Annotated in this window: 18 protein-coding genes and 1 riboswitch; of the genes, 2 read left to right on the top strand and 16 right to left on the bottom strand. The window is 72.0% G+C overall.

Features of this window, described 5'->3' with window-relative positions; genetic code table 11:
• Positions 1–8: 8 nt before the first annotated feature.
• The 14 genes from SCAB_RS25985 to SCAB_RS25920 all read right to left on the bottom strand — a co-directional run bounded on the left by SCAB_RS25985 (position 9) and on the right by SCAB_RS25920 (position 17,720).
• Complete coding sequence (locus tag SCAB_RS25985) at positions 9–1,304, bottom strand: class I SAM-dependent methyltransferase (RefSeq protein WP_013003058.1); 1,296 nt, start codon at positions 1,302–1,304, stop codon at positions 9–11.
• A gap of 364 nt (positions 1,305–1,668) precedes the next feature.
• Entirely contained in the window at positions 1,669–3,057 is a 1,389-nt protein-coding gene (locus SCAB_RS25980; RefSeq protein WP_013003057.1) for an NAD(P)/FAD-dependent oxidoreductase, read from the bottom strand.
• A gap of 447 nt (positions 3,058–3,504) precedes the next feature.
• Positions 3,505–4,446, bottom strand: a complete 942-nt coding sequence (locus tag SCAB_RS25975; protein WP_013003056.1) for a Ppx/GppA phosphatase family protein — start codon at positions 4,444–4,446, stop codon at positions 3,505–3,507.
• Entirely contained in the window at positions 4,443–4,985 is a 543-nt protein-coding gene (locus tag SCAB_RS25970) for a DUF501 domain-containing protein (RefSeq protein ID WP_013003055.1), read from the bottom strand. The genes SCAB_RS25975 and SCAB_RS25970 overlap by 4 nt, the downstream gene beginning before the upstream one ends.
• 28 nt (positions 4,986–5,013) lie before the next feature.
• Positions 5,014–5,526 carry an FtsB family cell division protein gene (locus SCAB_RS25965; protein WP_013003054.1) on the bottom strand — a complete coding sequence of 171 codons (513 nt, stop codon included), beginning with the start codon at positions 5,524–5,526 and terminating at the stop codon, positions 5,014–5,016.
• A gap of 129 nt (positions 5,527–5,655) precedes the next feature.
• Positions 5,656–6,936 carry a phosphopyruvate hydratase gene (gene eno, locus SCAB_RS25960; RefSeq protein WP_013003053.1) on the bottom strand — a complete coding sequence of 427 codons (1,281 nt, stop codon included), beginning with the start codon at positions 6,934–6,936 and terminating at the stop codon, positions 5,656–5,658.
• Positions 6,937–7,383: 447 nt separating this feature from the next.
• Entirely contained in the window at positions 7,384–8,085 is a 702-nt protein-coding gene (locus tag SCAB_RS25955) for a LysM peptidoglycan-binding domain-containing protein (protein ID WP_013003052.1), read from the bottom strand.
• Between the two features lie 4 nt (positions 8,086–8,089).
• Positions 8,090–8,289, bottom strand: a riboswitch (cyclic di-AMP (ydaO/yuaA leader).
• 182 nt (positions 8,290–8,471) lie between these two features.
• Entirely contained in the window at positions 8,472–9,527 is a 1,056-nt protein-coding gene (locus SCAB_RS25950; protein ID WP_013003051.1) for a LysM peptidoglycan-binding domain-containing protein, read from the bottom strand.
• 227 nt (positions 9,528–9,754) lie between these two features.
• Positions 9,755–11,050: a cytochrome P450 family protein gene (locus SCAB_RS25945; RefSeq protein ID WP_013003050.1), complete on the bottom strand. Its 1,296-nt coding sequence runs from the start codon at positions 11,048–11,050 to the stop codon at positions 9,755–9,757.
• Between the two features lie 138 nt (positions 11,051–11,188).
• Positions 11,189–12,265 (bottom strand): nucleoside triphosphate pyrophosphohydrolase, encoded by a 1,077-nt coding sequence (locus tag SCAB_RS25940; RefSeq protein ID WP_013003049.1) that lies wholly within the window; start codon positions 12,263–12,265, stop codon positions 11,189–11,191.
• 82 nt (positions 12,266–12,347) lie between these two features.
• Complete coding sequence (locus SCAB_RS25935) at positions 12,348–13,025, bottom strand: SurA N-terminal domain-containing protein (RefSeq protein ID WP_013003048.1); 678 nt, start codon at positions 13,023–13,025, stop codon at positions 12,348–12,350.
• 257 nt (positions 13,026–13,282) lie between these two features.
• Positions 13,283–14,776, bottom strand: a complete 1,494-nt coding sequence (locus SCAB_RS25930) for a serine/threonine-protein kinase (RefSeq protein WP_267888863.1) — start codon at positions 14,774–14,776, stop codon at positions 13,283–13,285.
• 44 nt (positions 14,777–14,820) lie between these two features.
• Positions 14,821–15,444, bottom strand: coding sequence for a hypothetical protein (locus tag SCAB_RS25925; RefSeq protein WP_013003046.1), 624 nt, complete (start codon positions 15,442–15,444; stop codon positions 14,821–14,823).
• Positions 15,445–15,686: 242 nt separating this feature from the next.
• Complete coding sequence (locus SCAB_RS25920; protein WP_013003045.1) at positions 15,687–17,720, bottom strand: N-6 DNA methylase; 2,034 nt, start codon at positions 17,718–17,720, stop codon at positions 15,687–15,689.
• A 272-nt stretch (positions 17,721–17,992) separates the two neighbouring features.
• Here SCAB_RS25920 and SCAB_RS25915 point away from each other — a divergent pair, with 272 nt between their 5' ends.
• Entirely contained in the window at positions 17,993–18,730 is a 738-nt protein-coding gene (locus SCAB_RS25915) for a hypothetical protein (protein ID WP_013003044.1), read from the top strand.
• Between the two features lie 33 nt (positions 18,731–18,763).
• Here the strand turns inward: SCAB_RS25915 and SCAB_RS25910 are convergent, their stop codons facing one another.
• A complete protein-coding gene (locus tag SCAB_RS25910; protein ID WP_013003043.1) occupies positions 18,764–19,486 on the bottom strand; it encodes an HNH endonuclease family protein in 723 nt (240 codons plus the stop codon).
• Positions 19,487–19,623: 137 nt separating this feature from the next.
• The gene (mfd, locus tag SCAB_RS25905) at positions 19,624–23,157 is read right to left on the bottom strand and encodes a transcription-repair coupling factor (protein ID WP_013003042.1); all 3,534 of its coding nucleotides are present in this window, start codon (positions 23,155–23,157) and stop codon (positions 19,624–19,626) included.
• Positions 23,158–23,549: 392 nt separating this feature from the next.
• Here mfd and SCAB_RS25900 point away from each other — a divergent pair, with 392 nt between their 5' ends.
• A complete protein-coding gene (locus SCAB_RS25900) occupies positions 23,550–25,010 on the top strand; it encodes a DUF2079 domain-containing protein (RefSeq protein WP_041669650.1) in 1,461 nt (486 codons plus the stop codon).
• Positions 25,011–25,080: the final 70 nt, after the last annotated feature.

Here is a 25,080-nt window from a genome sequence, read left to right as displayed (position 1 = left end):
ACGGGGAGTCAGGCTCCCCAGGTCCGGGCCCTGAGCGGGAGTCCCGACGCACCCCCTTCCGAGGGCCGTACGGCCAGCACCTGGTTGACGCCGAGCCGGTTGCGCTCGAAGCCGAGGGCACAGGCGGCCATGTAGAGGCGCCAGACCCGGGCGCGGCCCGGACCGGCGAGGGCGACCGCCCGGGCCCAGCCCGTTTCGAGCCGGGTGACCCACGCGCGCAGGGTGAGGGCGTAGTGCTCGCGGAGGGACTCCACGTCCCGGACCTCGAACCCGGCGCGTTCGAGCTGGGTGACGGTGGTGCCGACGGGGGCGAGTTCGCCGTCCGGGAAGACGTACGCGTCGATGAAGCCGTCGAGGGAGTAGGTGCCCTCGTCCTGCTGGGGGCGGCGGGAGATCTGGTGGTTGAGCAGCCGTCCGCCGGGGGCGAGGAGCCGGTACAGGTCCCTGGCGTACTCCAGGTACCGGTCGGCGCCGACGTGTTCGGCCATACCGATGGAGGAGATGGCGTCGTAGGGCCCGTCGACCACGTCCCGGTAGTCCTGGACGCGGATCTCGACGCGGTCGGTGAGGCCCTCGTCGGCGACCCGCTTACGGGCGTACGCGGCCTGCTCCTGGGAGAGGGTGACGCCGACGACGTGGACGCCGTACTCGCGGGCCGCGTGCACGGCCAGGGAGCCCCAGCCGCAGCCGACGTCGAGGAGCCGCATGCCCGGGGCCAGGGCGAGTTTGCGGCAGACGAGGTCGAGCTTGTCGTGCTGGGCGGCTTCGAGGGTGGCGTCGGGGGCGGGCCAGTAGGCGCAGGAGTACACCATCGAGGGGCCGAGGACGATCTCGTAGAAGTCGTTGCCCACGTCGTAGTGGTGGCTGACGGCCCGTCTGTCGGTGCGCCGGGTGTGCCGGTGGCGGGCGCGGACCTCCTCGCGGGGCGGGGCGGGCGGGACCAGCACGGCGGGGCCGACCAGCCTCAGCAGATCCCTGACGGCCGCGCGGGCCTCCGGGTCGCGCAGGGCCCGGCCCGGGCTCCGGGCGCCCTCGTCCCGCTCCCACACATGGGCGGCCACCAGGTCCAGTACGGCGTAGAGGTCCCCCTCGACGCCTAGGTCGCCGGCGACCCAGGCGCGGGCCAGGCCCAGTTCGCCCGGCTTCCACAGCAGCCGGCGCAGGGCCCTGCGGTTGCGTACCACCAGGGCGGGGGCCTCCGGTGGGCCTGCCGTCGAGCCGTCCCAGGCCCGCAGCCGGACCGGGAGCGGTTCTCCCGACAGCTGCTCGAACAGGTTCTTCAGCCGCGACGCGGCGTCCTGCATGGCGCACACCTCCGTGACAGGAGATCCCGGAATGTCCAACGCCACGGTAATCACCTGCGGGGCTGTGCCGTATTCCCGTGGGGAGGTGTGTTCTGCGGGTGCGGGTGCGTGGGGGCTGGTCGCGCAGTTCCCCGCGCCCCTAGAAGCCCAGGCCCTGCGGGCCTGAAAGCCAACGGCCCTGCGGGCCTGAAAAGCATGGGGCGCAGCCCCTGCTTTTCAGGGGCGCGGGGAACTGCGCGAGAAGCCCCACCGGGCCCGCACCCGACAACGCACCCGCACCCCCGAGCTCCCCCCACGCACCCCGAAGGGCCCCCCGCACCACGGATGGCGGGAGGCCCTTCGGAGGACACCAGAGGTCAGGACGTCAGGACGCCTTGGCCTTCTCCGCGGTCTTGCTCGCGGCAGCGACCGGCGCGGGCGCCGGCTTGGCGGCCTCGTAGAACTCCTCGCGAGGAGTCTCGATGGCGCCCAGGGAGACCACCTCGCGCTTGAGGAACATCGCGAGGGTCCAGTCCGCGAAGACACGGATCTTCCGGTTCCACGTCGGCATCGCCAGGCCGTGGTAGCCGCGGTGCATGTACCACGCCAGACGGCCCTTGAGCTTGATCTTCATCTTGCCCATGACGATCATCGCGACGCCCTTGTGGAGGCCGAGACCCGCCACCGCGCCCTTGTTGGAGTGCGCGTACTCCTTCTGCGGGAAGCCCCGCATACCGGAGACCACGTTGTCGCCGAGGACCTTCGCCTGACGCAGCGCGTGCTGGGCGTTCGGCGGGCACCAGGCGTTCTCGACGCCGGCCTTGCGGGCCGCGACGTCCGGGACCTGGGCGTTGTCGCCCGCGGCCCAGATGTAGTCGGTGCCGGTGACCTGGAGGGTCGGCCGGGCGTCCACGTGGCCGCGGGGGCCGAGGGGGAGGCCGTAGCGCGAGAGGACCGGGTTGGGCTTGACGCCGGCGGTCCAGACGATGGTGTTGGAGTCGACTTCCAACCCGTTCTTCAGCACGACGTGGCCGTCTACGCAGGAGTCCATGGAGGTGTTGAGGTAGACCTCGACCCCACGGCCCTCCAGGTGCTCCTTGCCGTAGCTGCCGAGCTTCGGACCGACCTCGGGGAGGATCTTGTCGGCGGCGTCGACGAGCACGAAGCGCATGTCCTCGCGGGACACGTTCTTGTAGTACTTCGCGGCGTCGCGGGCCATGTCCTCGACCTCGCCGATGGTCTCCGCGCCGGCGAAGCCACCGCCCACGAAGACGAAGGTCAACGCCTTGCGGCGGACGTCCTCGTCGGTCGTGGAGTCGGCCTTGTCGAGCTGCTCCAGCACGTGGTTGCGCAGGCCGATGGCCTCCTCGATGCCCTTCATACCGATGCCCTGCTCGGCGAGGCCGGGGATCGGGAAGGTGCGGGAGACCGCGCCGAGCGCGATCACCAGGTAGTCGAAGGGCAGCTCGTACGCCTCGCCGACCAGCGGGGAGATCGTGGCGACCTTGCGGTCCTGGTCGATGGTGGTGACCCGACCGGTGAGGACCTCCGCCTTCGGCAGCACGCGTCGCAACGGGACGACGACGTGCCGGGGGGAGATGCTGCCGGCGGCGGCTTCGGGGAGGAAGGGCTGGTAGGTCATGTACGACCGGGGGTCGACGACCGTGACGGTCGCCTCGCCGTAGCGCATCTTCTTGAGGATGCGCCGAGCTGCGTACAGGCCTACGTACCCACCGCCTACTACGAGGATCCTGGGACGCTCCGTGGTGCTCATGCCATCGAGTATGTACCCGCCATCCGGGGGTCGCTCGTGCGCCCCTTCACAAGCTTCCTCGCCCCCTCTGCTACACTGCGCGACCCCTTGGGCGGGACCCGCGGTCCACCAGGGAACCAGCCGGTGGGTTTGACCGTTGTCAAGGCCGCGTGAACTGCCGTTCCGGTCTCCCGGGAGCGCTGGACCACCCCTCGGTTTCACACGGACGAGACCCCCGCGACACCCCCTCGGGGACGCCCCGTTGACCCCCCGAAGCCCCGGAACGCTCTGCGGAGCCTCAAAACATCGCTCAACTGGGCCGATTCTCTTGTGAAGAACTTCACGAAGTTTCCCGGCGGACGGCCGGCGAGGGGCGCCGGAGCACCCCTCGGACGCGCTCATACGTTATCCGAACAGCTCAAGCGAGGCTACTGATGAGTAGCAAAACAGGCGCGGTCCGCCCGGGAGCTAGGCGACGGACCAGGCGATTCCGTCCAGAATGTCGTGTTCGCTGACCACGACCTCCGACGCGCCGATCCGCTCCATGATCGAGAGCAGGACCAGGGCGCCCGCGGCGATCACGTCCACCCGCCCCGGATGCATCGACGGCACCGCCTGCCGCTCGGCGTGCGTCGAGGCCAGCAGCCACTCGGTGATCTCGCGGACGCGGTCGTGGGAGACCCGGGAGTGGTGGATGGCCGCCGAGTCGTACGCGGGCAGGTCCTGGGCGATCGCGGAGATGGTCGTCACCGAACCGGCGAGCCCGACGAGGGTGTGCGCCTCCCGCAGCGGGACGTCCCGCTCGGCGAGGTCGAGGGCGGCCTCGATGTCGGCGCGGATCGCGGCGATCTGCTCCGGCCCGGGAGGGTCGACGACGGCCCCGCCCCGGACGAGGTGCCGCTCGGTCAGCCGGACGCAGCCGATGTCCACGGACCGGGCGCCGCGCACGTGGCCGTCCCCGACCACGAACTCGGTGGAGCCGCCGCCGATGTCCACCACCAGGTACGGCGTGGTGAGATCGGTGCGGCCCGTCAGCTCCTTGGTGGCGCCCGTGAAGGAGAACTCGGCCTCCCGGTCGCCGGAGATCACCTCGGGCTCGACGCCCAGGATGTCGAACACCCCGCGGACGAACTCGTCCCGGTTCTCGGCGTCCCGGGAGGCGGAGGTGGCCACGAAGCGGACCCGCTCGGCGCCCAGTTCCCTGATGAGGGCCGCGTACTCCCGGCAGGCCGCGAAGGTCCGCTCCAGCGCCTCGGGCGCCAGCCGCCCCGTACGGTCCACGCCCTGGCCCAGCCGGACGATGGTCATCCGCCGGTCCAGCTCGATCAGTTCACCGGTGGCCGGGTCGCAGTCGGCGACCAGCAGCCGGATGGAGTTCGTGCCGCAGTCGACGGCGGCGACCCGGGTCACTGGCCGTCCTCCTTCGAGGGCTCCGGCGCGGGCACCACGCACGGGCCCTTGGCCCACCACTCGGGCAGCATCGCGATCGCCTCGTCGCCCAGCGGGTTGACGCCGGGACCGGCGGCCAGCGAGTGCCCCACGAGGACGTGCAGGCACTTCACGCGGTCCGGCATGCCGCCGGCGCTCGGGAAGCCCTCCAGGACCTCGATCTCGTCGCGGCGGGCGATGTAGTCCTCGTGCGCGGCCCGGTAGGCGGCGGCCAGTTCGGGGTCCGTCGCCAGCCGCTGCGTCATCTCCTTCATCACGCCGTTGGCCTCCAGCGTGCCGATCGCGGAGGCCGCGCGCGGACACGTCAGGTAGTACGTCGTGGGGAAGGGCGTCCCGTCCGGCAGGCGCGGGGCCGTCTCGACGACGTCCGGCTGGCCGCACGGACAGCGGTGCGCGATCGCGCGGAGGCCGCGCGGGGGGCGCCCGAGCTGCTGCTGGAACGCCTCGACGTCGGCGTCGGTCGGCTCGGTGCGCTCGGTGGTCGGCGGAGGGGTCTGCATAACCTGCTACTCAAGTCCTCGGTGTGGCTCATCGGTCGACGGTCACGGAGGTGACCGTCCGGCTGTCGGCGGCGTCGGCCTTGTCGACCCCGTCCCAGACATTGGTGTACCAGGGACGGTCGGCCGCCCCCTGGGTCGTACGGGACTGCTTCGCGGCGTCCGGGTCGATCATGGTGTAGCCGGTCTCGCCCGGCATCACGTAGTGCAGCCGCTCCCGGATGCGCTGCTCGGCGTACGCGTCGTCCTGCCAGCGCGCCTTGAGGTCGCGCAACTCCTCGACCCGCTCGCGCGCCTCCTGGCGCTGCCGCTGCATGTCGGCGATCTCGGCGCGCTGGGAGACGTACTGCCTTATGGGATAGGCGAGCGCCACGATCATCGAGCAGAGGACGAGGGCGAGCAGGGCGGCCCGGCCGGTCAGCCGGGAGCGGCGGACCTGGCGCTTGGCCTGGGAGCGGTAGACCCGGGCGGCCGTCTGCTCACCGAGCACCTTCAGCCGGGTCGCGGTGGAGAAACGGTCCCGGTCCCGGTCCTTCACGGCCATGTCCCGCGTCCCCTTCCGCTGCTGCCTTCTCCCGCGCACGCGCGTACGTCCCCGCACACGGTACGGGACCGGTACGGGGACGTACGTACGACTGGCGCGGGCTTGGCCCTCAACGGGTCAGTCGGCGGCTCAGCCCTTGAAGCGCGGGAAGGCGGAGCGGCCGGCGTAGACCGCGGCGTCGTCGAGGATCTCCTCGATGCGCAGCAGCTGGTTGTACTTGGCGACGCGGTCCGAGCGGGCCGGGGCGCCGGTCTTGATCTGGCCGCAGTTCACCGCGACGGCGAGGTCGGCGATGGTGACGTCCTCGGTCTCGCCGGAGCGGTGGGACATCATGCACTTGAAGCCGTTGCGCTGGGCCATCTCGACGGCGTCCAGGGTCTCGGTCAGCGAACCGATCTGGTTGACCTTGACGAGCAGGGCGTTGGCCGAGCCCTCCTCGATACCGCGGGCGAGGCGCTCGGGGTTGGTGACGAAGAGGTCGTCGCCGACGATCTGGACCTTGTCGCCCAGCTTCTCGGTGATGGTGTTCCAGCCGGCCCAGTCGTCCTCGAACAGCGGGTCCTCGATGGAGACGAGCGGGTACGACGCGACGAGGTCGGCGTAGTACTCCGTCATCTCGGCGGCGGAGCGCTCCTTGCCCTCGAAGGTGTAGACGCCGTCCTTGTAGAACTCGGAGGCGGCGACGTCGAGCGCGAGGGCGATCTGCTCGCCGGGGGTGTAGCCGGCCTCCTTGATGGCCTCGAGGATGAGGTCGAGGGCGGCGCGGTTGGACTCCAGGTTCGGGGCGAAGCCGCCCTCGTCGCCGAGGCCGGTGGACAGGCCCTTGGTCTTCAGCACCTTCTTGAGGGTGTGGTAGACCTCGGCGCCCCAGCGCAGGGCCTCGGAGAAGGACTCCGCGCCGATGGGGGCGATCATGAACTCCTGGATGTCCACGTTGGAGTCGGCGTGCGAGCCGCCGTTCAGGATGTTCATCATCGGAACGGGCAGCAGGTGCGCGTTCGGGCCGCCCAGGTAACGGAAGAGCGGGAGGTCGCTGGCCTCGGAGGCGGCGTGGGCGACGGCGAGGGAGACGCCGAGGATGGCGTTGGCGCCGAGGGAGCCCTTGTTGTCGGTGGCGTCCAGGTCGAACATCGCCTGGTCGATCAGGCGCTGCTCGGTGGCGTCGTAGCCGACGAGCTCCGGGCCGATCTGCTCGATGACCGCGAGGACGGCCTTCTCGACGCCCTTGCCGAGGTAGCGGTTGGGGTCGCCGTCCCGCAGCTCGATGGCTTCGAAGGCGCCGGTGGAGGCACCGGAGGGAACGGCGGCACGACCCGTGCTGCCGTCGTCGAGGCCGACCTCGACCTCGACGGTGGGGTTGCCTCGTGAGTCGAGGATTTCCCGGGCTACGACGACGTCGATGGACGGCACGAGCATCTCCTTCATGGGATGTGACGCTGGTTGTGCGGGGCCGCTTGGGGCCGTGCGACTAGAGCCTAACCGCCCCCGGGCCGTCGGCAGCCGACCGACCGTCCCGTGGACAGACAGACCGTACCCATTGTTCCCGCCCGGAACAAAGAGGGGGTGAACAAGAGAAGTCGCCGACGGTGCAAAAAAAATGAGCCCCGCCCCGATGCGTACGCAAAAAAAGCCCCGCCCCGGTGCGTACGGGGGAATGCGCACCGGGGCGGGGAGCTCGTGGGGACGGGGGACGGCCCTCACGAGGTCTTCACTCTGGAGGACACGGATGTGAGCGGGCTGCGGTTCAGCCGGGGAGCGGCCTGGTTCCCAACCCGGCTGAACCTGCCCTCGCCTGCCCGGCCGTGGGGGCGGCCGTGGGGTCGGCAGGCGTGTGGCGGCCGTCTCGGACGCCGTGGGTCAGCTCAGGTGGAGCTGCTGGCCCGGGTAGATGAAGTCGGCGTCGTCGATGATGTCCTTGTTCAGCTCGAAGAGCTTCTCCCAGCCACCCTTGACGTTCTTCTTCGCGGCGATGCCGCTGAGGGTGTCCCCCTTGACGACCTTGTACTCGCCGTCGCCCTTCTTGACCTTCTTGCCGGTCGGGGTCTTGACGGTGGCGCGCTCGGAGGAGCGGGAGGCGCGGTTGTCCTCGGTGCTCTTGGTGCTCTTCCCGGTGCTCTCCTGCGTGCTCTGCGAGGAGCCGGAGGAGTTCGTGGTGCCGGAGGAGGCGGGGGCGCCGTCGTACGAGGCGCCGGACAGGCCGGTGCCGCAGACCGGCCAGGCACCCTTGCCCTGGCCCGCGAGGACCTTCTCGGCTATCGCGATCTGCTGGGCCTTGCTCGCCTGGTTGGCGGTGGAGGCGTACTGGGTACCGCCGTAGGCGGCCCAGGTGGAGGCCGAGAACTGCAGGCCGCCGTAGTAGCCGTTGCCGGTGTTGATGGACCAGTTGCCGCCGGACTCGCACTGGGCGACGGCATCCCACTCGGAGGCGGTGGCGGCCGAGGCGCTGCCGGCGGCCATCAGCGGGGCGGCTACGGCGGCGGCACCGGTGACGCCGACGACGGCGATGGCGCGAGCGGCCTTGGACGGGCGACGGTGCTTGCCCTTGCTGGAGAACAGCATGGAGAGATCCCCTCACCGACGCCTGCGAGGTGAGCTGTCGGGTTCGGGCCGGTTGAGTTGCCCGGCCGCGCACGCTCGCCTCTCGGCTCACGTCGCGCGGCTTCACCCCCAGCCGGTTCCGGTCGTGCGCCCCCGAAGGGCCGCAACCGCCGGACCCGGCACTTACCTTGGGTCCCCCGCTCCTGCCTACGGCGCTTGACGCGACGACTGTTCCTCACGGCCGATGGCAGGATTCGGCGTGCCGACCGGGAGGGCCCGCTGTGGCGAGCGGTCACGACCGTAAACAGGTGATTGCCCGAATTTCAAAGACGATCACGGGGTCTGTGATTCATCTCCCACGGAGATCAAAACGGGCAATCGGGGTCGAACCATGACCCGAACTGCCGCTACTTTTTGCCCGTTTCGGCACCGACTTCGAGGGTCTGACCGGGAAGGATGAGGTCCGGGTCGGTTCCGACCGTGCGCTCGTTCTCGGAGTACAGCGACCGCCACCCGCCGTCCAGGCCGAGCGAGTTCACGATGCCGGTCAGGCTGTCGCCCACCCGGACGGTGTAGGCACCCTCCACGGCCTCGCGCGAGGCGCCGCCGTCCCGCGAGGCGTGGCGGCCGGAGGAGGCGCCGTCGGCGCGCGAGCCGTCGCCGGACTCCGTGGCGGAGCCGGTGTCCGTGCCGGAGCCCTCCTCGGCGCTGGCGCCGCGGTGGCGGCCCGTACCGCTCTCGCCGTCCTCGGAGGCCGCGGAACCGTCGCTCCGGCGCGCGTCGTCCGACGTCCCGCCGTCGGACTCCCGGGAGTCGCCGTCGCCGTCACCGGAGCCGGTGGAGTCCGCGGAGTCGGTGTCCGTGGTCGCCTTCGCGGAACCGTCGGCCGTGTCCGCGGACGCGTCCGGCGAGGCGGCCCGCTTCCCGGACCCGTCGCCGGAGTCGGCGTCGTCGGTCGACTTGGCCGAGTCGGCGGAGCCGGCCGAGTCCGGCGAGGCGGAGGAATCCGACGAACCGGATGTACCGGAACCGCCGCCGGAGTTCGACGCGTCGTCCACGACGCCGGTGTCCACGTCGGCGGAACCGGAGTCGCCGCCGAGGTTGTGGAGCAGTCCGCAGGTGGACCAGACGCCGACGCCCTGGTCGGCGAGGACCTTCTCGGCCACGGCTATCTGCTGGGAGCGGCTGGCCAGGTCCGCGGTCTTCGCGTACTCGAGGCCGCCGTACTTCTCCCAGTTGGCCTGGGTCAGCTGGAGGCCGCCGTAGCGTCCGTTCCCGGTGTCCGCGCTCCAGAAGCCACCGCTCTCGCACTCCGCCACCTGGTCCCAGGTGGTTCCGCTCGCCGCACTCGCGCCGGTGGCGCCGAGGAGCGGGATGGCGATGGCCGACCCGGTCACTCCCGCCGCGACGAGGAGAGCCGGAGCCTGGCGGGGGCGACGGTGACGACCGTTCCCGGAGAGCATGCGGTTGCCTTTCACACGACAGCGATGGCCTGCGCGACGGGCGTGATGACCCCTTCGCACTGACGTGTGAACGTATCGGCAGTCGATCAGTTGTCACAAGTTAATGCAGCGCAGATCACGTGAAGATCACGGAGTTGAGAGAACGTCAACTTCTGGCGCGGATCGGGGTAGTACTACGGGCCGTCGGGGTATCACTACGGGCTGCTCACGGCGCGATCACGGTGCACTCATGACCGCTTCCGCGGGGTGAATTCCACCGGAAGCGTGCGCAATCCCCGCATGATGAGACCTCCTCGCCATCGCAAATCGGCCGAATCCACGGCGAGTCGCAGATCCGGGAGGCGGGTGAGGAGCGTCGCCAGTGCGGTCTGGCCTTCGAGCCGGGCGAGTGGCGCGCCCAGGCAGTAGTGGATGCCGTGGCCGTAGCCGAGGTGCTGGTTGTCACGGCGGGAGAGGTCCAGGGTGTCGGGGTCGTCGAAGCGGGCCGGGTCGCGGTCGGCCGCCGCGAGGACGACGAGGACGGGGTCGCCGGGGGCGATGTCCTGCCCGCCGAGGGTGAGGGGTTCGGTCGCGAAGCGCCAGGTGGCGAGTTCGACGGGGCCGTCGTAGCGCAGGAGTTCCTCGACACCGGTTTCGAGCAGCCCGGTCTCCCCGGCGGCGAGGGAGGTCTGCAGGCGGGCCCGCTGCTCGGGGTGGGTGAGGAGGGCGTACGTGCCGTTCCCGATGAGGTTGACGGTGGTCTCGAACCCGGCGAACAGCAGGATGAACGCCATCGCCGCCGCCTCGTTCTCGGTCAGGTGCTCACCGTGGTCGGAGGCGCGGATGAGCGCGGAGATGAGGTCCTCGCCGGGCGCGGGGTGGTCGGTGAGCCCCTCCCGCTTGCGGTGGATGAGGTCGGCGAGATAGCCGCGCATCTTCTTCACCGACCGTGCGACACCGCCGCGCGGGCCACCACCGTGCCGGATCATCATGCCCGCCCAGTCCCGGAAGTCGTCCTGGTCCTCGCGGGGGACGCCGAGCAGGTCGCAGATCGCGTAGATGGGCAGGGGGAAGGCGAACTCGTGGATGAGGTCGGCCTCCCCCCGGTCCGCGAAGCCGTCGATGAGCCGGTCGGTCAGCTCCTGGACCCGGGGGGCGAACTCGGCGACCCGGCGGGGCGTGAACGCCTTCGAGACGAGGCGACGGAGCCTGGTGTGGTCCGGCGGATCGATGTTCAGCAGATGCGTCATCAGCTCGGCCTTGCGCTCACCGGGAATACCCGTCTTCCCCCTGGCGTGCGCGGGCTCGGCGTGATGCGCCGGGTTCTTCGACAGCCTCCCGTCGGCGAGGGCCTGCTTCGCGTCGCCGTAGCGGGTGACCAGCCATGCCTCCACACCACTGGGCAGACGTGTCCGGTGGACGGGGGCGTGCTCTCGGAGCCAGGCGTACGCCGGGTAGGGGTCGGTGGCGAACTCCCAGGTGAAGAGCTCGGGCGCGCCGGTACCCGTGGGCACGGCGGAGCTGGGTGCGGGCTGGTTGGTCACCCGCCGACGGTATCCGGCGCCGGCGGGGCGGCCTGCCCGTGCCCCGGGTGCCGACGGAGCGCCGGCGACGGAGACCGGCTACCGGCTACCGGCTACCGGCTACCGGCGGTCGGCGGTCGGCGGTCGGCGGTCGGCGGTTCAGGTTCCGTCGGTCTCCGTCTCCGGGTCCGTTTCCGTGTCCGTGTCTGCTTCCGTCCGTTCCTCCGGTTCCGGGTGGACGCCCTCCGCGATCCGGATCGCGTCCCGGTACGCGCGGGCCGCCGCCCGGAGCGCCGCCTCGGGGTCGATGCCCCGGGACTCGGCGTCGGCGGCGAGGGCGAGGAGTCGGTGGCCGAGGTCGTCGCCGACGGGTATCGGGACGTCGAGGCCGGCGGTGCGGACGCGCGAGGAGAGCTTGGCGGCGAGGGCGAGACCGGGCTGGCCGAGGGGTACGCCGTCGGTGACCGACTCGCGCCGCTTCTCGACGGCCTTGGTGCGCAGCCAGTGCGCCTTGACCTCTTCCGGGGTCGTGGCCGTCGCGTCGCCGAAGACGTGGGGGTGGCGGTGGATGAGCTTGGTGACGATGCCGGCGGCGACGTCGTCGACGGAGAAGGGGGCGTCGGGGTCGTCCTCGGCGATGCGGGCGTGGAAGACGACCTGGAGGAGGACGTCGCCCAGCTCCTCGCGGAGTTCGTCCCGGTCGCCCTCCTCGATGGCCTCGACGAGCTCGTACGCTTCCTCGATGCCGTACTTGGCGAGGCCCCGGTGAGTCTGCCGCGAGGACCAGGGGCACTCCGCGCGGATCCGGTCCATCACCTGGACGAGGTCGAGGAGACGGGCGCCGGGGAGGTCGTAGGAGGCGGGCAGCAGCTCCAGCGACGGCATCCGGGCGCGGCCGGAGCCGGCGAGGCGGGCGAGGCCGTCGGTGAGGCGGGGCTCGCCCTCGGCGCCGGCCACCACGACCACCGTGCGGTCGCCGGCGCAGTCGTCCACCAGGTCCTCGGCCGTCGGGGCCGCCCGCTCGACCGTGATCCCCGCCTCGCGGAGGTAGGGGAGCTGGGGATGCGCCGCGTCCGCGCAGAGCACGCGGTCGGCCCCGTGCAGTGCCTGCCAGGCCGGCCAGGAGAGCAGGCCGGGCGCGACCCGGTGGCTGGTGGTGAGCAGGACGACCCGGCCGGGGGCCGTGCTCTCGGGGGCCGTGGTGGCGGAGGTGCCGTCGGGGCGGTGTGCGTTCACACCACGAACGTAACCCACGTCACGGACGGCCCCCGGAGTTGTCCACAGGCAGGCGCCCGGGGCATCGGCGGGGGCCCGGAGGTCACCCCTGCGCCTGCTCCGGCGTCGCCGCCCGGGTGACCTCCTTCAGCCACGGTGTCTTCGCGTCCACCAGCCCGACCCTGCCGGACGACGGGTCGACGCCCCAGCTGCCGTAGCGGGGGTTGAGGTCCACGTCGAGTTCCTTCGACGCCTTGGAGAGCGCCTTCCAGAAGACGGCGCCGCCCTCCGGGGTGTTGAGGTCGGCTCCGAGGGCGGCGGAGAGTTTCTGGACCTCGACGTCGCTGCGGAGGCTCTCCTCCAGCTGCCCCGGGGCGACGCTGTAGCGCTGCAGGTAGGCCGTCTCCAGGGCCTCGGCCCCGCCGGCCTGCGCCTCCAGGTCGGCCCGGTACTTCTGGACCTCCTTGCGGGTGACGGTCACGCCGGCGTCCTTCAGGGCCTGGTCGAGGACCTTCTCCAGGACCATGCCGTTCAGGGTGTTGCGGGTGAGGGCGCTGCTCTGGGCGACGGCCTGCTGGTACTGGCTGTCGTCCGTGCTGACGGCGCGCTGGGCGGTGCGCACCTCGTTCACCCTGTTCTCCAGCTGCGCGACCGTGATCCGGTCCTGGCCGACGACGGCCGCCGCGCCGGGATGCGCGTCGTTTCCGCAGGCGGTGAGGAGCGGGGCCGCGGCGGCGATCGCTGCGGAGAGGAGGAGCGCGGAGCGACGGCGGCGGTGCAAGAAAGCCTCCCGAGGAGATTGTGAAGACTGGTGTGGGCGCGCAGCGCCTCGATGAGGGGTGGTGGTCGGGCGACGGGCGGGCGCACAAAGTCTTGCGGTGATCGATGGTAGGCAGTGGCCCTGCTCTCGGCCAGCCATTCGACCAACGATTCACGCCGACTTCGGGCACCGTCGCTCCAGGAGTCCGCCGCCACCGGCCCGGCGCGGCCCGTCCCCGGCCTCCACTGCGTGCGCCGGGCGGGGGCCCGCCGTCCGCCTCAGCCGCGTACCTGGCCCAGCCACTGCAAGGTGCGCCGGACCTCGGCCGCGAGGGGGTGGCCGGGGCCGCGCAGCCGTTCCACGTCGAGCAGCAGGCGGCCCAGGGTCTCGTGGGCGGCGCCCCGGTCGCCGAGGGCGAGCAGCAGGTGGCCGATGCGGCGGCGGACGTCGAGGGCGAGTTCGGGGTCGCCGCCGACGTACTGGTTCTCGTAGTAGGGCAGCAGGGAGCGGTACTCGGCGAGGGCCGCGGCCGGTTCGCCGAGCTGTTCGAGGCACTGGGCGGAGTCGTAGCGCCAGCGCAGGGCCTGGGGGTCGGCCTGTCCGGCCTCGGTGGCCCGCTCGTCGGCGAGGCGGCGCAGCTCGGGCAGGGCGCGGCGGTACTGGCCGTCGTCCATGAGGGTGGCCGCGTACTGCTTGCGCAGGGTGCGCACGACGGGCGAGTGCTCGCCGTGCTGGGCGGCGGCGGCCGGGAGGATCGCGCCGAGGATGTCGACGGCCTGGGTGATGCGGCCCTCGCCGAGCAGCCGCTTGACCTCGTCGACGGCGCCCGCCACATCGGGCTTGTCGACGGCGGGCACGGGGTCGGGCACGGCGGACGGCTGCGGCGCGGGGATGCGGGCGCGGTCCGGCCAGGGGGCGTGTGGGCGCAGAAAGGGGCGCGTGGGGTCGAGCGGGGAGCCGGTGGGCATGCCGCGCGCGGGCAGCAGCGGGAGGAGCTGTTCGTACGTCTCCTGCGCGGAGGACGGACGGTGCTGCGGGTCCTTGGAGAGCAGCCGCAGGACCAGGGCCTCCAGGTTCTCCGGGACCTCGGGGCGCAGCCGGCGGACCGGGACCGGGGGCTCGTAGAGGTGGCGGTGCAGGACTCCGAGGGCCGTGGAGCCGGTGAAGGGGACGTTCCCGCTGAGCAGTTCGTGGATCAGCACACCGAGGGCGTACAGGTCGGTGTAGGGGCCGACCGCGCCGCCCATGGCCTGTTCGGGGGCCATGTAGGCGGGGCTTCCGATGGGTGAGCCGGTGTGGGTCAGGCGGGTGGTGTCGGTGTCCATCACGGAGGCGACGCCGAGGTCGAGGACGGTGACCGTGCCGTCCTGCTTGACCATGACGTTCCGCGGCTTGAGGTCGCGGTGGATGATCGGCACGGCGTGCACGGCCGACAGCACGGCGCACAGCTGCGCGGCGACCGAGACGGCCCACTGCCACGGGTACGGGTCGTGCTCGGCGAGGTGGTCGGAGAGGTCGGCCCCGTCGACGTACTGCATGACGAGGAACAGCTCCTCGCCCTCGCTGCCCGCGTCGTGCACGGTCACCAGGCCGGGGTGGTCGACCTGGGCCGTGACGCGGCACTCGCGCACGAAGCGGCGGCGCAGCTCGTCGGCCTCCTGGCCCGCGACCTTGTCCGGGCGCAGCAGCTTGACCGCCACGCGCCGGTCGAGACGCTGGTCGTACGCCGTCCACACCTGGCCCATGCCGCCCTGGCCGATGAGCGTGGACAGTTCGTAGCGGCCGGTGATCAGGCGTCCGGGTCCCTTCCCCTGGGTCACCGGTCTCCTTCGTGATTGCGGAGATAGTCACTCAGCTCGTCCAGCTCGGCGCGCACCTGGTCGATGCGGGCGGGCCCGGGGCGCTGCGGCTCCGGGGCGGGCCGGGGCTGCGGCGGGGCCTGGTGCTGGACGGGCGGCTGCGGGACCGGCGGCGTGGGGGTGTAGGGCTGGGGGGCCTGGACGGGCGGGTAGCTGTACCCGCTCTGCCCGGTGTTGTAGCCGGTCTGCTGCGCGTACCCGGTGGTCTGGGCGTACGGCGACGCGTGGAGCCCCCGGGCGCCGCTGAAGTGGCGTATGTCCGCGTACAGGTAGTACGCGACGATCGCCACGAGTCCGCCGAACAGCAGTCCCATGCCGACGTCGCCGCGCCAGGTGGTGAACTCCTCCTCGCCCGGGTCGGTGCCGATGATGTACAGCGTCACGACGATGTGGACGAGCGACAGGGCGAACAGCCACCAGTCGCGGGGCCTGCGGGTCACCGAGGCGAGCCGCACCATGCAGGCCCAGGCGAGCAGGCCACAGCTCATGACCGCGACCACCACGAAGATCACACGGAGTGTGACCTGGCCCCCCTGGTCGGGGCCGGGGGGCGGTGTCGGCGCATAGCCGTGGCCTTGCATGGCTGCTCCTGAGGGCCTGGTGAGAGTGAACGCGCGATGTCGTCCCGAGGGTATCGGTCGATCACGACATGAGGTCCAGGGATGTGGACAACCGTTGTAGTACTGCAGTGCTGGTCACGCCGCCACGGGCGGAGCGGTTCCGTCCGGTAGCCGGGATCGTGGCGGGAGTTGGCGGGAGTCGGTGGCTGACGGCGGGAGTCGGCCGGGGCGGGCGGGCGCCCTCCGGTGTCCGCCGCGAGGTCTCAGTCCGGGGCGACGGTGCCGTCCGTCAGTCCGTCGTACATGCCCCTCACCAGGCGTTCGCCCAGGCGGCCGGCCTGGCGCAGGGCGTCCTCGAAGGCGGCGAGGGCGCGGAAGCGTTCGCCGTAGCGGCGCTGCTGGTCCAGGGGCAGCCGGGGCAGTTGGAGGCGGCGTACGTCGAGGCGGGTCGCGGTGGAGGCGTAGCTGCTGGCCTGGCGGCTGTTGGCGGTGCCGCGCAGGAAGCCGGCGACGAACCACGCGTCCAGCGCGGCCCGGTCGGGGCGCAGCAGGGTGAGGTTGCGGCCGAGGGCGGCGCCCGCGGTCTCCTCGTCGATCACCCGCGCGACCCCGCCGCCGCCGAGGACGGGCACGACGATGTCACCGGCCTCCACGAGCACGGGGTCCTCGCCGGTCCCGGGCAGCGTTCCCGAGGGTGCCGTGCCGGCCAGCACGTCGTGGTCGGTGAGGACGCGCGTGTGGGGGCCGCTTCCGCCGGTGCGCAGCACCAGGGCTCCCCCGCGCGCGAGTTCGCCGACCGTGGTGAGCGGCCAGCGCGCGGACCCCGCCTCCTCCCCGGCGAGCGCGGGTGTGAGGTCGGTGGTCAGGCGGAGCGTCTCGCCGAGGCGTTCGCGCACGGCGGTCAGCTGCTCGGCTCCGCCGCCCGCGGCCGGGGGCGGCAGATGCCGGGCGGGGGCCAGGTCCACGTCGTCGTCGAGGAGTTCGATGACCGGCAGCGAACGGCTCAGCCCCGGCTGTTCCGCCACCTCGCCGGTCCGGTCGAAGGTCCGCCAGGCGTCGAGCACGGCGGTGCGGACGGCCGCCCGGTCGGACCCGCCGCGCCCCTCGTGGACGAGCCGGCCGGTGTCGACGAGCAGCAACTCGGGCGGCACGGAGGCCCGGCCGGGCCTGCGCAGCACCCACAGGTGCAGCGGGATGTTGTACGGGGGTGCCGCGCCGACCGGCAGGGCGATCACGGCGCGCAGCGCGCCCCGGCGCAGCAGGTCGGCACGGATACGGCGCCCCGAGCGGCGGCTCGCGACGGCCGGCGGCATCAGCAGCACGGCGGTGCCGCCGTCCTGAAGACGGGCCAGCGCGTGCTGCACCCAGGCGAGTTCGGACTCCGTACGGGCCGGGAAGCCGTACTCCCAGCGGGGGTCGTAGGCCAGTTCGTCGTGGCCCCAGTTGCGCTCGTTGAACGGCGGGTGGCACAGGACGGCCTCGGCCCGCAGCGGCTCGTGGGCGTCCGCGCGGAGGCTGTCCCCCGCGGCGGTGCGGACCGCGGCGTTCCCGCTGCCGAGGGCGAGGCGCAGGGCGGTGAGGGCGGCCAGTTCGCGGGAGCTGTCCTGGCCGTACAGCTCCTGGCCGGGGCGGGCGGCGACGGCGTGCAGAAGCGCGCCGGTGCCGCAGGCCGGGTCGAGCACCGAGCGGGCGGGCCCGGCGAGTTCGGCCATCAGCTCGGCGAGGCCGGCCGGAGTGAGCGTGTACTGGCGCGGGTTGGCGTCGAGGTGCCGGGCGAGCAGGAACTCGAAGGTCTGCCGCGCGCCCAGGTCGGCCGCGAGTTCGGTGGCGCCGCGCAGCAGCGGGATCGAGGGCAGCAGCCCGGCGGCCGTCGGCCGGGGCACGGCGGACTCGGGTGACGGGCCGAGGCGCGGGGCGAGGACCTGCCACAGCGGCTCGGCCAGGTCCCGGGCCAGCTGCCCGTCGTCGGGGCAGGCGCTCGACTCCAGCCAGGCCAGGGGCCGCTCGTGGAGGTGGAGCAGTGCGCAGCCCACGTGCACCAGGGCGGTGACGGGTCCTTCCGGGTGCCCGGTGACCTGCTGCCAGACACGCTCCTTCAGGGGCACCTCGGCGAGCTTGCCCTGGTGGCGCAGCCACTCCTCGACCTCGCCGAGCGCGAAGGCCGGACTGGTCTCGGTGCCGCCGACCGGTTTGGGGAAGTCGGCATGCCGACGGCGCCAGTTGCTGACGGCGGCGCGCCCCACGCCGGCGAGCCGCGCGATCTCCGCGGCGGTGACCTCTGTTCCGTTCCCCTGCACGCGCCCGGCTCCCCTCGTACCTGGTGGTGTGACGTCGAGCATACCGACGGGCGCAAGATCTACCCCTTCACATCGTGAACGGACTCAAATCTGTGAACCGTGTTGACTCGGTTCACAGGCTCTGCTCTGATTGACCCATCGAACGACGGACTGCCCCAACCGGGCGGTCACACGTCTGCCGTGCTGTCACACCGGGGGAAGGCCGCGGCGCGCAGCGCCACACCACCGCTCGTCCCACACAGCTCACACCGATTTCCCAGGGGGGAACTCCCATGCGTCGCACCGCACTCGCCGCTCTCTGCATCGCCGCCGCGGCCACCTTCTCGCTCACCGGCTGCCTGCCCGGCGAGGACAAGGCGGACGGCCCGTTCGCCGGTCTGACCGGCGGCGAGATCGCCGACAAGGCCGTGAAGGCCACCTCGGGCGCCGACTCGCTCCGGATGAAGGGCGAGATCCAGGACGAGTCCGCCGGCGGCACGGTCCGGATGGACATGGCGATGAACCGGAAGGGCGAGTGCGCCGGCACCATGAGCATGGGCGGCGAGGGCCAGGCCGAGCTGATCAAGGTCGGCGACACCCTCTACATGAAGTACGACGAGGCCTTCCTGCGCGCCCAGTCGAAGGACTCCTCCAAGGAGGAGGCCGACATGGTCGTCGACATGCTCGCCGGCAAGTGGACCAAGACGTCCGCGACCTCCGCGGACTCCAAGGACATGGCGAGCTTCTGCGACCTCGACACCGTCCTCGCGGACTTCGAGGACGTCAACTCCGACGCCACGCGCGGCAAGACCGCCGAGGTCGACGGCACCCCGGCGATCGTCCTGAGCGAGAAGGACGGCAAGGACAGCTACACCCTGTACGTCGCCACCAAGGGCGAGCCGTACCTCCTGCGGGTCGTCAGCAAGTCCGCGAAGGAGCCCGGCGACCTGGTCTTCACCGACTTCGACAAGCCGGTTCCGGCCAAGGCCCCCAAGGGCAAGGTCATCGACATGGACAAGGACTTCGGCTGATCCGCCGCGCCGCGCGGCGGCACCCCGACGGCCTCAGCCCGCGTGGAAGCGGGCCGGGGCCTTCGTCGGGTTGCCGCCGGTGGGCAGCTTCTGCTCCGGACAGGTGCGCAGCACCCGCTTCATGGCGGCCTGTTCGGCGGAGGTGACCCACAGGCCGTACTTCGTCTTCACGGCGACCTGGGCGGCCACATAGGTGCAGCGGTACGCCTTGTTGGGCGGCAGCCAGGTGGCCGTGTCACCGTCGCCCTTGCCCCGGTTGGTGCCGGAGTCGACCGCGAGCAGGTTGAGCGGGTCGTTGGCCAGGGCTATGCGCTTGCTGTCGTCCCACTTCTGGGCGCCCTTCTGCCAGGCGTCGGAGAGGGCCACCACGTGGTCCACGTCGACCTTGCTGCGGCCCCGCACGTACGGCACGTCCTTCCCCGTGTACGGGTCGGGGTCGAGCATCCCGGACGCCACCGTGCAGTCCCCGTCGCGGAACTTCACGTCGTCCAGGTCGCGTTTGAGTATGTCGTCGCGGGTGTCGCAGCGGTTGGAGTCCGTGTCGGCCCAGGCGCTGCCGAACTCGTCGCGGTCGTAATCGTTCTTCGGCGCCCGCCCCTTGACGGTCAGCGCCTCCGCGGCGGCGTACGCGGCGCCCCCGCCCCCGGCGGGGTTCTCCTGCGGTCCGGCCGAACCGCCCGTGCCGTCCAGTTCGCAGCCGGTCGCGGCGGCCAGCACCAGAGCGACGACAGCGACCCCACCCCTCAGACGTACCACGCGACACCCCTTCCCTCTGTTCGTTGCCGTTCGGCGGTCCCGCTCAGGGTTCCCCGTCCTGCCTGCTCAACACCGTAACCGTCGCCGGACGCACCGGTGGTGGGTGCCCGGCGGGCACCCACCACCTCACCGAACCCCTACGACCCGAGGATCGACGCCAGGAACTCCCCGGTCCACCCCAGCAGATCCCGCCCGAGCAGCGGCTTCCCGCCCACCTTCGCCGTCTTCGGGCGGGGCACCAGCACCTGGTGGGCGGCCGGCTTGATGACCGTGCCGGGGTACAGACGCTTCAGGCGCAGCTCCTGCGACTCGCGCAACTCCACGGGCGCGAAACGGATGTTGGTGCCCTGGAGCACGATCTCGCCCACCCCGCAGGCCCGGGCGAGCATGCGCAGTCCGGCGACGAGCAGCAGGTTCTCCACCGGCTCGGGCAACTTGCCGTACCGGTCGACGAGTTCCTCGCGCACCGCGGCGATGTCGGCCTCGGTGTTGACGGAGGCGATCGCCCGGTACGCCTGCAACCGCAGCCGCTCGCCAGGCGCGTAGTCGTGCGGGACGTGCGCGTCGACCGGCAGCTCGATCTTCACTTCCAGCGGCGGCTCCTCCTCGATGCCGCCGCTCTCCAGCTGGCGCCGGTAGTCCGCGACCGCCTCGCCGACCATCCGCACGTACAGGTCGAAGCCGACCCCCGCGATGTGGCCGGACTGCTCGCCGCCCAGCAGGTTGCCCGCGCCGCGGATCTCCAGGTCCTTCATCGCCACGTACATGCCCGCGCCCATCTCCGTGTGCTGGGCGATGGTCGCGAGCCGTTCGTGCGCGGTCTCCGTCAGCGGCTTCTCGGGCGGGTAGAGGAAGTAGGCGTAGCCGCGCTCACGGCCCCGGCCGACCCGGCCGCGCAGCTGGTGCAGCTGCGACAGGCCGAAGGTGTCCCCCCGCTCCACGATCAGCGTGTTCGCGTTGGAGATGTCGATGCCCGACTCCACGATCGTCGTGGAGACGAGGACGTCGAACTTCTTCTCCCAGAAGTCGACGACGACCTGCTCCAGCGCCTGCTCCGACATCTGTCCGTGGGCCGTCGCGATCCGCGCCTCGGGGACGATCTCCCGCAGCCGGGAGGCCGCGCGGTCGATGGACTCGACCCGGTTGTGGATGTAGAAGACCTGGCCCTCGCGCAGGAGTTCACGGCGGATCGCCGCGCCGATCTGCTTCTCCTCGTACGGGCCGACGAAGGTCAGGACCGGGTGGCGCTCCTCCGGGGGCGTGGTGATCGTCGACATCTCGCGGATGCCGGTGACCGCCATCTCCAGGGTGCGCGGGATCGGGGTCGCGGACATCGTCAGCACGTCCACGTTCGCGCGCAGCTTCTTCAGCTGCTCCTTGTGCTCGACGCCGAACCGCTGCTCCTCGTCGACGATGACCAGACCGAGGTCCTTGAACTTCGTCTCGGAGGAGAACAGGCGGTGGGTGCCGATGACGATGTCGACCGCGCCCTCGCGCAGCCCCTCCAGGGTGCCCTTGGCCTCGGTGTCCGTCTGGAAGCGGGACAGGGCCCGGACGTTCACCGGGAACTGCGAGTACCGCTCGCTGAAGGTGCCGAAGTGCTGCTGCACCAGCAGGGTCGTCGGCACGAGCACGGCGACCTGTTTGCCGTCCTGGACGGCCTTGAAGGCGGCCCGGACCGCGATCTCCGTCTTGCCGTAGCCGACGTCGCCGCAGATCAGGCGGTCCATGGGGACCGTCTTCTCCATGTCCTCCTTGACCTCGGCGATCGTCGTCAGCTGGTCGGGGGTCTCCGCGTACGGGAAGGCGTCCTCCAGTTCACGCTGCCACGGGGTGTCCGCCCCGAACGCGTGACCGGGCGCCGCCATCCGTGCGGAGTACAGCTTGATGAGGTCGGCGGCGATCTCCTTGACCGCCTTCTTCGCGCGCGCCTTCGTCTTCGTCCAGTCGGCGCCGCCGAGGCGGTGCAGGGTCGGCGCCTCGCCACCGACGTACTTGGTGATCTGCTCCAGCTGGTCGGTGGGGATGTAGAGGCGGTCGCCGGGCTGGCCGCGCTTGGCGGGCGCGTACTCGACGACCAGGTACTCGCGGGTCGCGCCCTGCACGGTCCGCTGGACCATCTCGATGTAGCGGCCGACACCGTGCTGCTCGTGCACGATGTAGTCGCCCGCCTCCAGCGTGAGCGGGTCGATGGTCTTGCGGCGGCGGGCGGGCATCCGGGCGCCGTCCTTGCCGGCCGCCTTCTGCCCGGACAGGTCGGTCTCGGTGAGGACCGCGAGCTTCAGGGCGGGGTCGACGAAGCCGTAGTCGATCGAGCCGCACGCCACGTGCACGACCGAGGGGGCGATCTCCCCCAGCTCGGCCTCCAGCCGGGCCGGGACGCCCTCGCCGCCGAGCACCTCGACCGTGCGGGCGGCCGGGCCGTGCGCCTCGGTCACGAAGACCGTGCGCCAGCCGTCGGCGAGCCAGCCCTTGGTGTCGGCGAGGGCCTTGGCCGTGTCCCCCCGGTACGTCTCGGGGGCGTGCATCCCGAGCTTGAGGGTGTCGGAGTCCAGCTCCTCGTCGGCCGCGAACGGCGACACCGACCACCACATCATGTCCAGCTCACGGGCCCGGTCGCGGACGTCCGCGATGGACCGCAGGGAGGCCGCGCCGACGTCGATCGGCGCCTCGCCGCCCCCGGCGGTCGCCGCCCAGGACGCCTGCAGGAACTCCTGCGAGGTGGCCACCAGGTCCGCCGCCCGCGTCCGCACCCGCTCCGGGTCGCACACGATCGCCATCGCGCCCTTCGGCAGGACGTCGATCAGCAGTTCCATGTCGTCGACGAGGACCGGGGCGAGGGATTCCATGCCCTCGACGGCGATCCCCTCGGCGATCTTGTCGAGGAGTTCGGCCAGCTCGGGGTGGCGTTCGGCGAGGGCACGGGCGCGGGCGCGCACGTCGTCCGTGAGGAGCAGCTCACGGCAGGGCGGCGCCCACAGGCCGTGCTCGGCGACCTCCAGCGATCTCTGGTCGGCGACCTTGAAGTACCGGATCTCCTCGACGTCGTCGCCCCAGAACTCCACCCGCAGGGGGTGCTCCTCGGTCGGCGGGAAGACGTCCAGGATGCCGCCGCGCACGGCGAACTCGCCGCGCTTCTCGACCAGCTCGACGCGCGCGTACGCGGCTGCCGCCAGGGCCTCGACCGTACGGTTCAGGTCGGCCGTCCCGCCCGTGCGCAGGGCGACCGGCTCCAGGTCGCCCAGGCCCTTGACCTGCGGCTGGAGCACCGAGCGGACGGGAGCGACGACGACCGAGACGGGGCCGGTCTCCGGGTCGTCCGGGCGCGGATGGGTCAGGCGGCGCAGGACGGCGAGACGGCGGCCGACGGTGTCGCTGCGCGGGCTGAGGCGCTCGTGCGGAAGCGTCTCCCAGGCGGGGTACTCCACCACGCCGTCCGGGGGCAGCAGCGAGCGCAGGGCCGCCGCCAGGTCCTCGGCCTCACGGCCCGTCGCCGTCACGGCGAGGACGGGGCGGCCGGCGTCCCGCGCGAGGGCGGCCACGGCGAAGGGGCGGGCCGCCGGGGGGCCCACCAGGTCGATGTGGGAGCGGTGTCCGTCGGATGCCGCCCTGATCGCTTCCGCGAGGGGGGCGTCCTTGACTACGGCGTCTAGCAGGCCGTGGAGGCTCATTCGGGGCGTTTCCCGTCCGGGTGGGCAAGAGGTGGGGTCTGGTGGGGCAAATGCTGCGGGGCAACAGGTGAGGGCAACTGGTGAGGGGCAACACGAACGCCCGGACTCGTGTGACGGGCCGGGGGTGTCCAGGGTACGACGGGTGGTGCGGGGGCCGCGGACGACTTTTCCTCGCCCCCGCCGCCCCTGCCCGTCCCTCCCCCACTCTCGACTTCGCTCGAGCGGGAGGTGCCCCCACGCGGGGCTGCGCCCCTTCGACCCCCAGACGTCCGCCCGGTGGGGGCTGGTCGCGCAGTTCCCCGCGCCCCTGGAAAGCAGGGGCTGCGCCCACTGCTTTCCAGGGGCGCCTAGTCTCTATGGGCGCCCCTGTCCCCTGTCGAACGTGAGCACCCATGGCATCGAGCGCCCCGTCCACGGAGTCGTCGGGTCCGGCGCTCATACCGGGGCCGGTCGCGGCGGTGGCCCCGCCCCGTGGCCGGCGCCTCTCCCTCGCGGGCCGGGAGCCGTACCTGCTCGCGTTCCTGTTGTTCGCGGCGTACGCGACGGTGTCGGTCGGGCGGTACCTGCGGATGGGGACCCGTTCGTACGACCTGGGCATCTACGAGCAGACCGTGCGGGCGTACGCGCACTTCCAGGCGCCGATCGCCGAGCTGAAGGGGCCCGGGTACAACGTGCTCGGGGACCACTTCAGCCCGGTCACCATGCTGCTCGCGCCGTTCTACCGGCTGTTCCCCACGTCCGTGACGCTGCTGGTCGCGCAGGCGGCGCTGTTCGCGCTGTCGGCGGTGCCGGTGACCCGGGCGGCCACCCGGGCGCTGGGGCGGGCGCGCGGACTCGCCCTGGGGGTGGCGTACGGGCTGTCGTGGGGGCTGCAGAACGCCGTGGACTTCGACTTCCACGAGATCTGTTTCGCGGTGCCGCTGATCGCCTTCTCCCTGGAGGCGCTGCTCGCCCGGCGGTGGCGCGCCGCGCTGCTCTGGGGGCTCCCGCTGGTCCTGGTCAAGGAGGACCAGGGGCTGACGCTGGCGGTCGTCGCGGCCGTCGTCGCGCTCCGGGCCCGGCGCCACGGCGCGCCCCGGGTGGTGCCGTACGCCCTCGCGGTCGCGGTGTTCGGCGCGCTCGCCACCCTGCTCGCGTTCACCGTGCTCATCCCGGCCTTCAACACCGCCGGCTCCTCCGACTACCTGGCGAAGGTCGGCGGCGGGGGCCCGCTCGACGGCCTGGACGTCAAGCTCCGTACGGTCCTGTGGCTGCTGATCCCGACCAGCGGGCTGCTCGCCCTGCGCTCCCCGCTCGTCCTCGCCGTCCTGCCCACCGTGGGCTGGCGGTTCGTCGCCTCCGACCACAACTACTGGGGCACGGCCTGGCACTACAGCGCCGTCCTGATGCCGATGCTCTTCCTCGCGCTCGTCGACGCGCTGCCCGGCGCCCGTCGCAGCCTCCGCCCGTGGCTGCGCTCGTACGCCCTGCATCTGCCCGCCGCCGTCCTCGCGGCCTCCGTCGCGCTGACGCCCTCGCTGCCCCTGGGCACCCTCACCGAGGGGTCCGCCTATCGTGTCCCGGCCGAGGTCGGGGCCGTGGAGAAGCTGCTGGGCACCGTCCCCGACGGAGCCACCGTCGAGGTCAACATCGGCCCCATCAGCCGGCTCACCTCCCGCTGCCGCGTCTTCTGGATCGGCCGGACCGGGGGCCTCGCGCCCGACTACATCGCCTTCAACAACCGCACCGGCTGGGTGAAGGACGTCCCCGCGTACGCCCGTCAGCTCCACCCCCGTGACACGTATGTGCTGCGGGGCGTCATCCAGGGCTTCGTCCTGCTGAAGCGCACGTCCCCCGAGCGAGGGGCCTCCTAGAACGGGCGGAGCCCGGCGCCCGGAAGCCTTCGCCTCCGGACGCCGGGCCCTCCCCCGGTTTCCCCCGTTC

It is taken from the genome of Streptomyces scabiei 87.22 (genome assembly GCF_000091305.1).
Lineage (GTDB): Bacteria > Actinomycetota > Actinomycetes > Streptomycetales > Streptomycetaceae > Streptomyces > Streptomyces scabiei.
The sequence above is the reverse complement of the archived record's forward strand: the minus strand, read 5'-3'. Positions and strand labels throughout refer to the sequence as shown.

What these genes read in the sequence shown, in the direction of transcription:
- SCAB_RS25900 (WP_041669650.1), top strand. Translation starts at nt 23,550, where the DNA reads ATGGCATCGAGCGCCCCGTCCACGGAGTCGTCGGGTCCGGCGCTCATA.
- SCAB_RS25970 (WP_013003055.1), bottom strand. Translation starts at nt 4,985, where the DNA reads ATGCAGACCCCTCCGCCGACCACCGAGCGCACCGAGCCGACCGACGCC.
- SCAB_RS25985 (WP_013003058.1), bottom strand. Translation starts at nt 1,304, where the DNA reads ATGCAGGACGCCGCGTCGCGGCTGAAGAACCTGTTCGAGCAGCTGTCG.
- mfd (WP_013003042.1), bottom strand. Translation starts at nt 23,157, where the DNA reads ATGAGCCTCCACGGCCTGCTAGACGCCGTAGTCAAGGACGCCCCCCTC.
- SCAB_RS25965 (WP_013003054.1), bottom strand. Translation starts at nt 5,526, where the DNA reads ATGGCCGTGAAGGACCGGGACCGGGACCGTTTCTCCACCGCGACCCGG.
- SCAB_RS25980 (WP_013003057.1), bottom strand. Translation starts at nt 3,057, where the DNA reads ATGAGCACCACGGAGCGTCCCAGGATCCTCGTAGTAGGCGGTGGGTAC.
- SCAB_RS25915 (WP_013003044.1), top strand. Translation starts at nt 17,993, where the DNA reads ATGCGTCGCACCGCACTCGCCGCTCTCTGCATCGCCGCCGCGGCCACC.
- SCAB_RS25925 (WP_013003046.1), bottom strand. Translation starts at nt 15,444, where the DNA reads ATGCAAGGCCACGGCTATGCGCCGACACCGCCCCCCGGCCCCGACCAG.
- SCAB_RS25950 (WP_013003051.1), bottom strand. Translation starts at nt 9,527, where the DNA reads ATGCTCTCCGGGAACGGTCGTCACCGTCGCCCCCGCCAGGCTCCGGCT.
- SCAB_RS25955 (WP_013003052.1), bottom strand. Translation starts at nt 8,085, where the DNA reads ATGCTGTTCTCCAGCAAGGGCAAGCACCGTCGCCCGTCCAAGGCCGCT.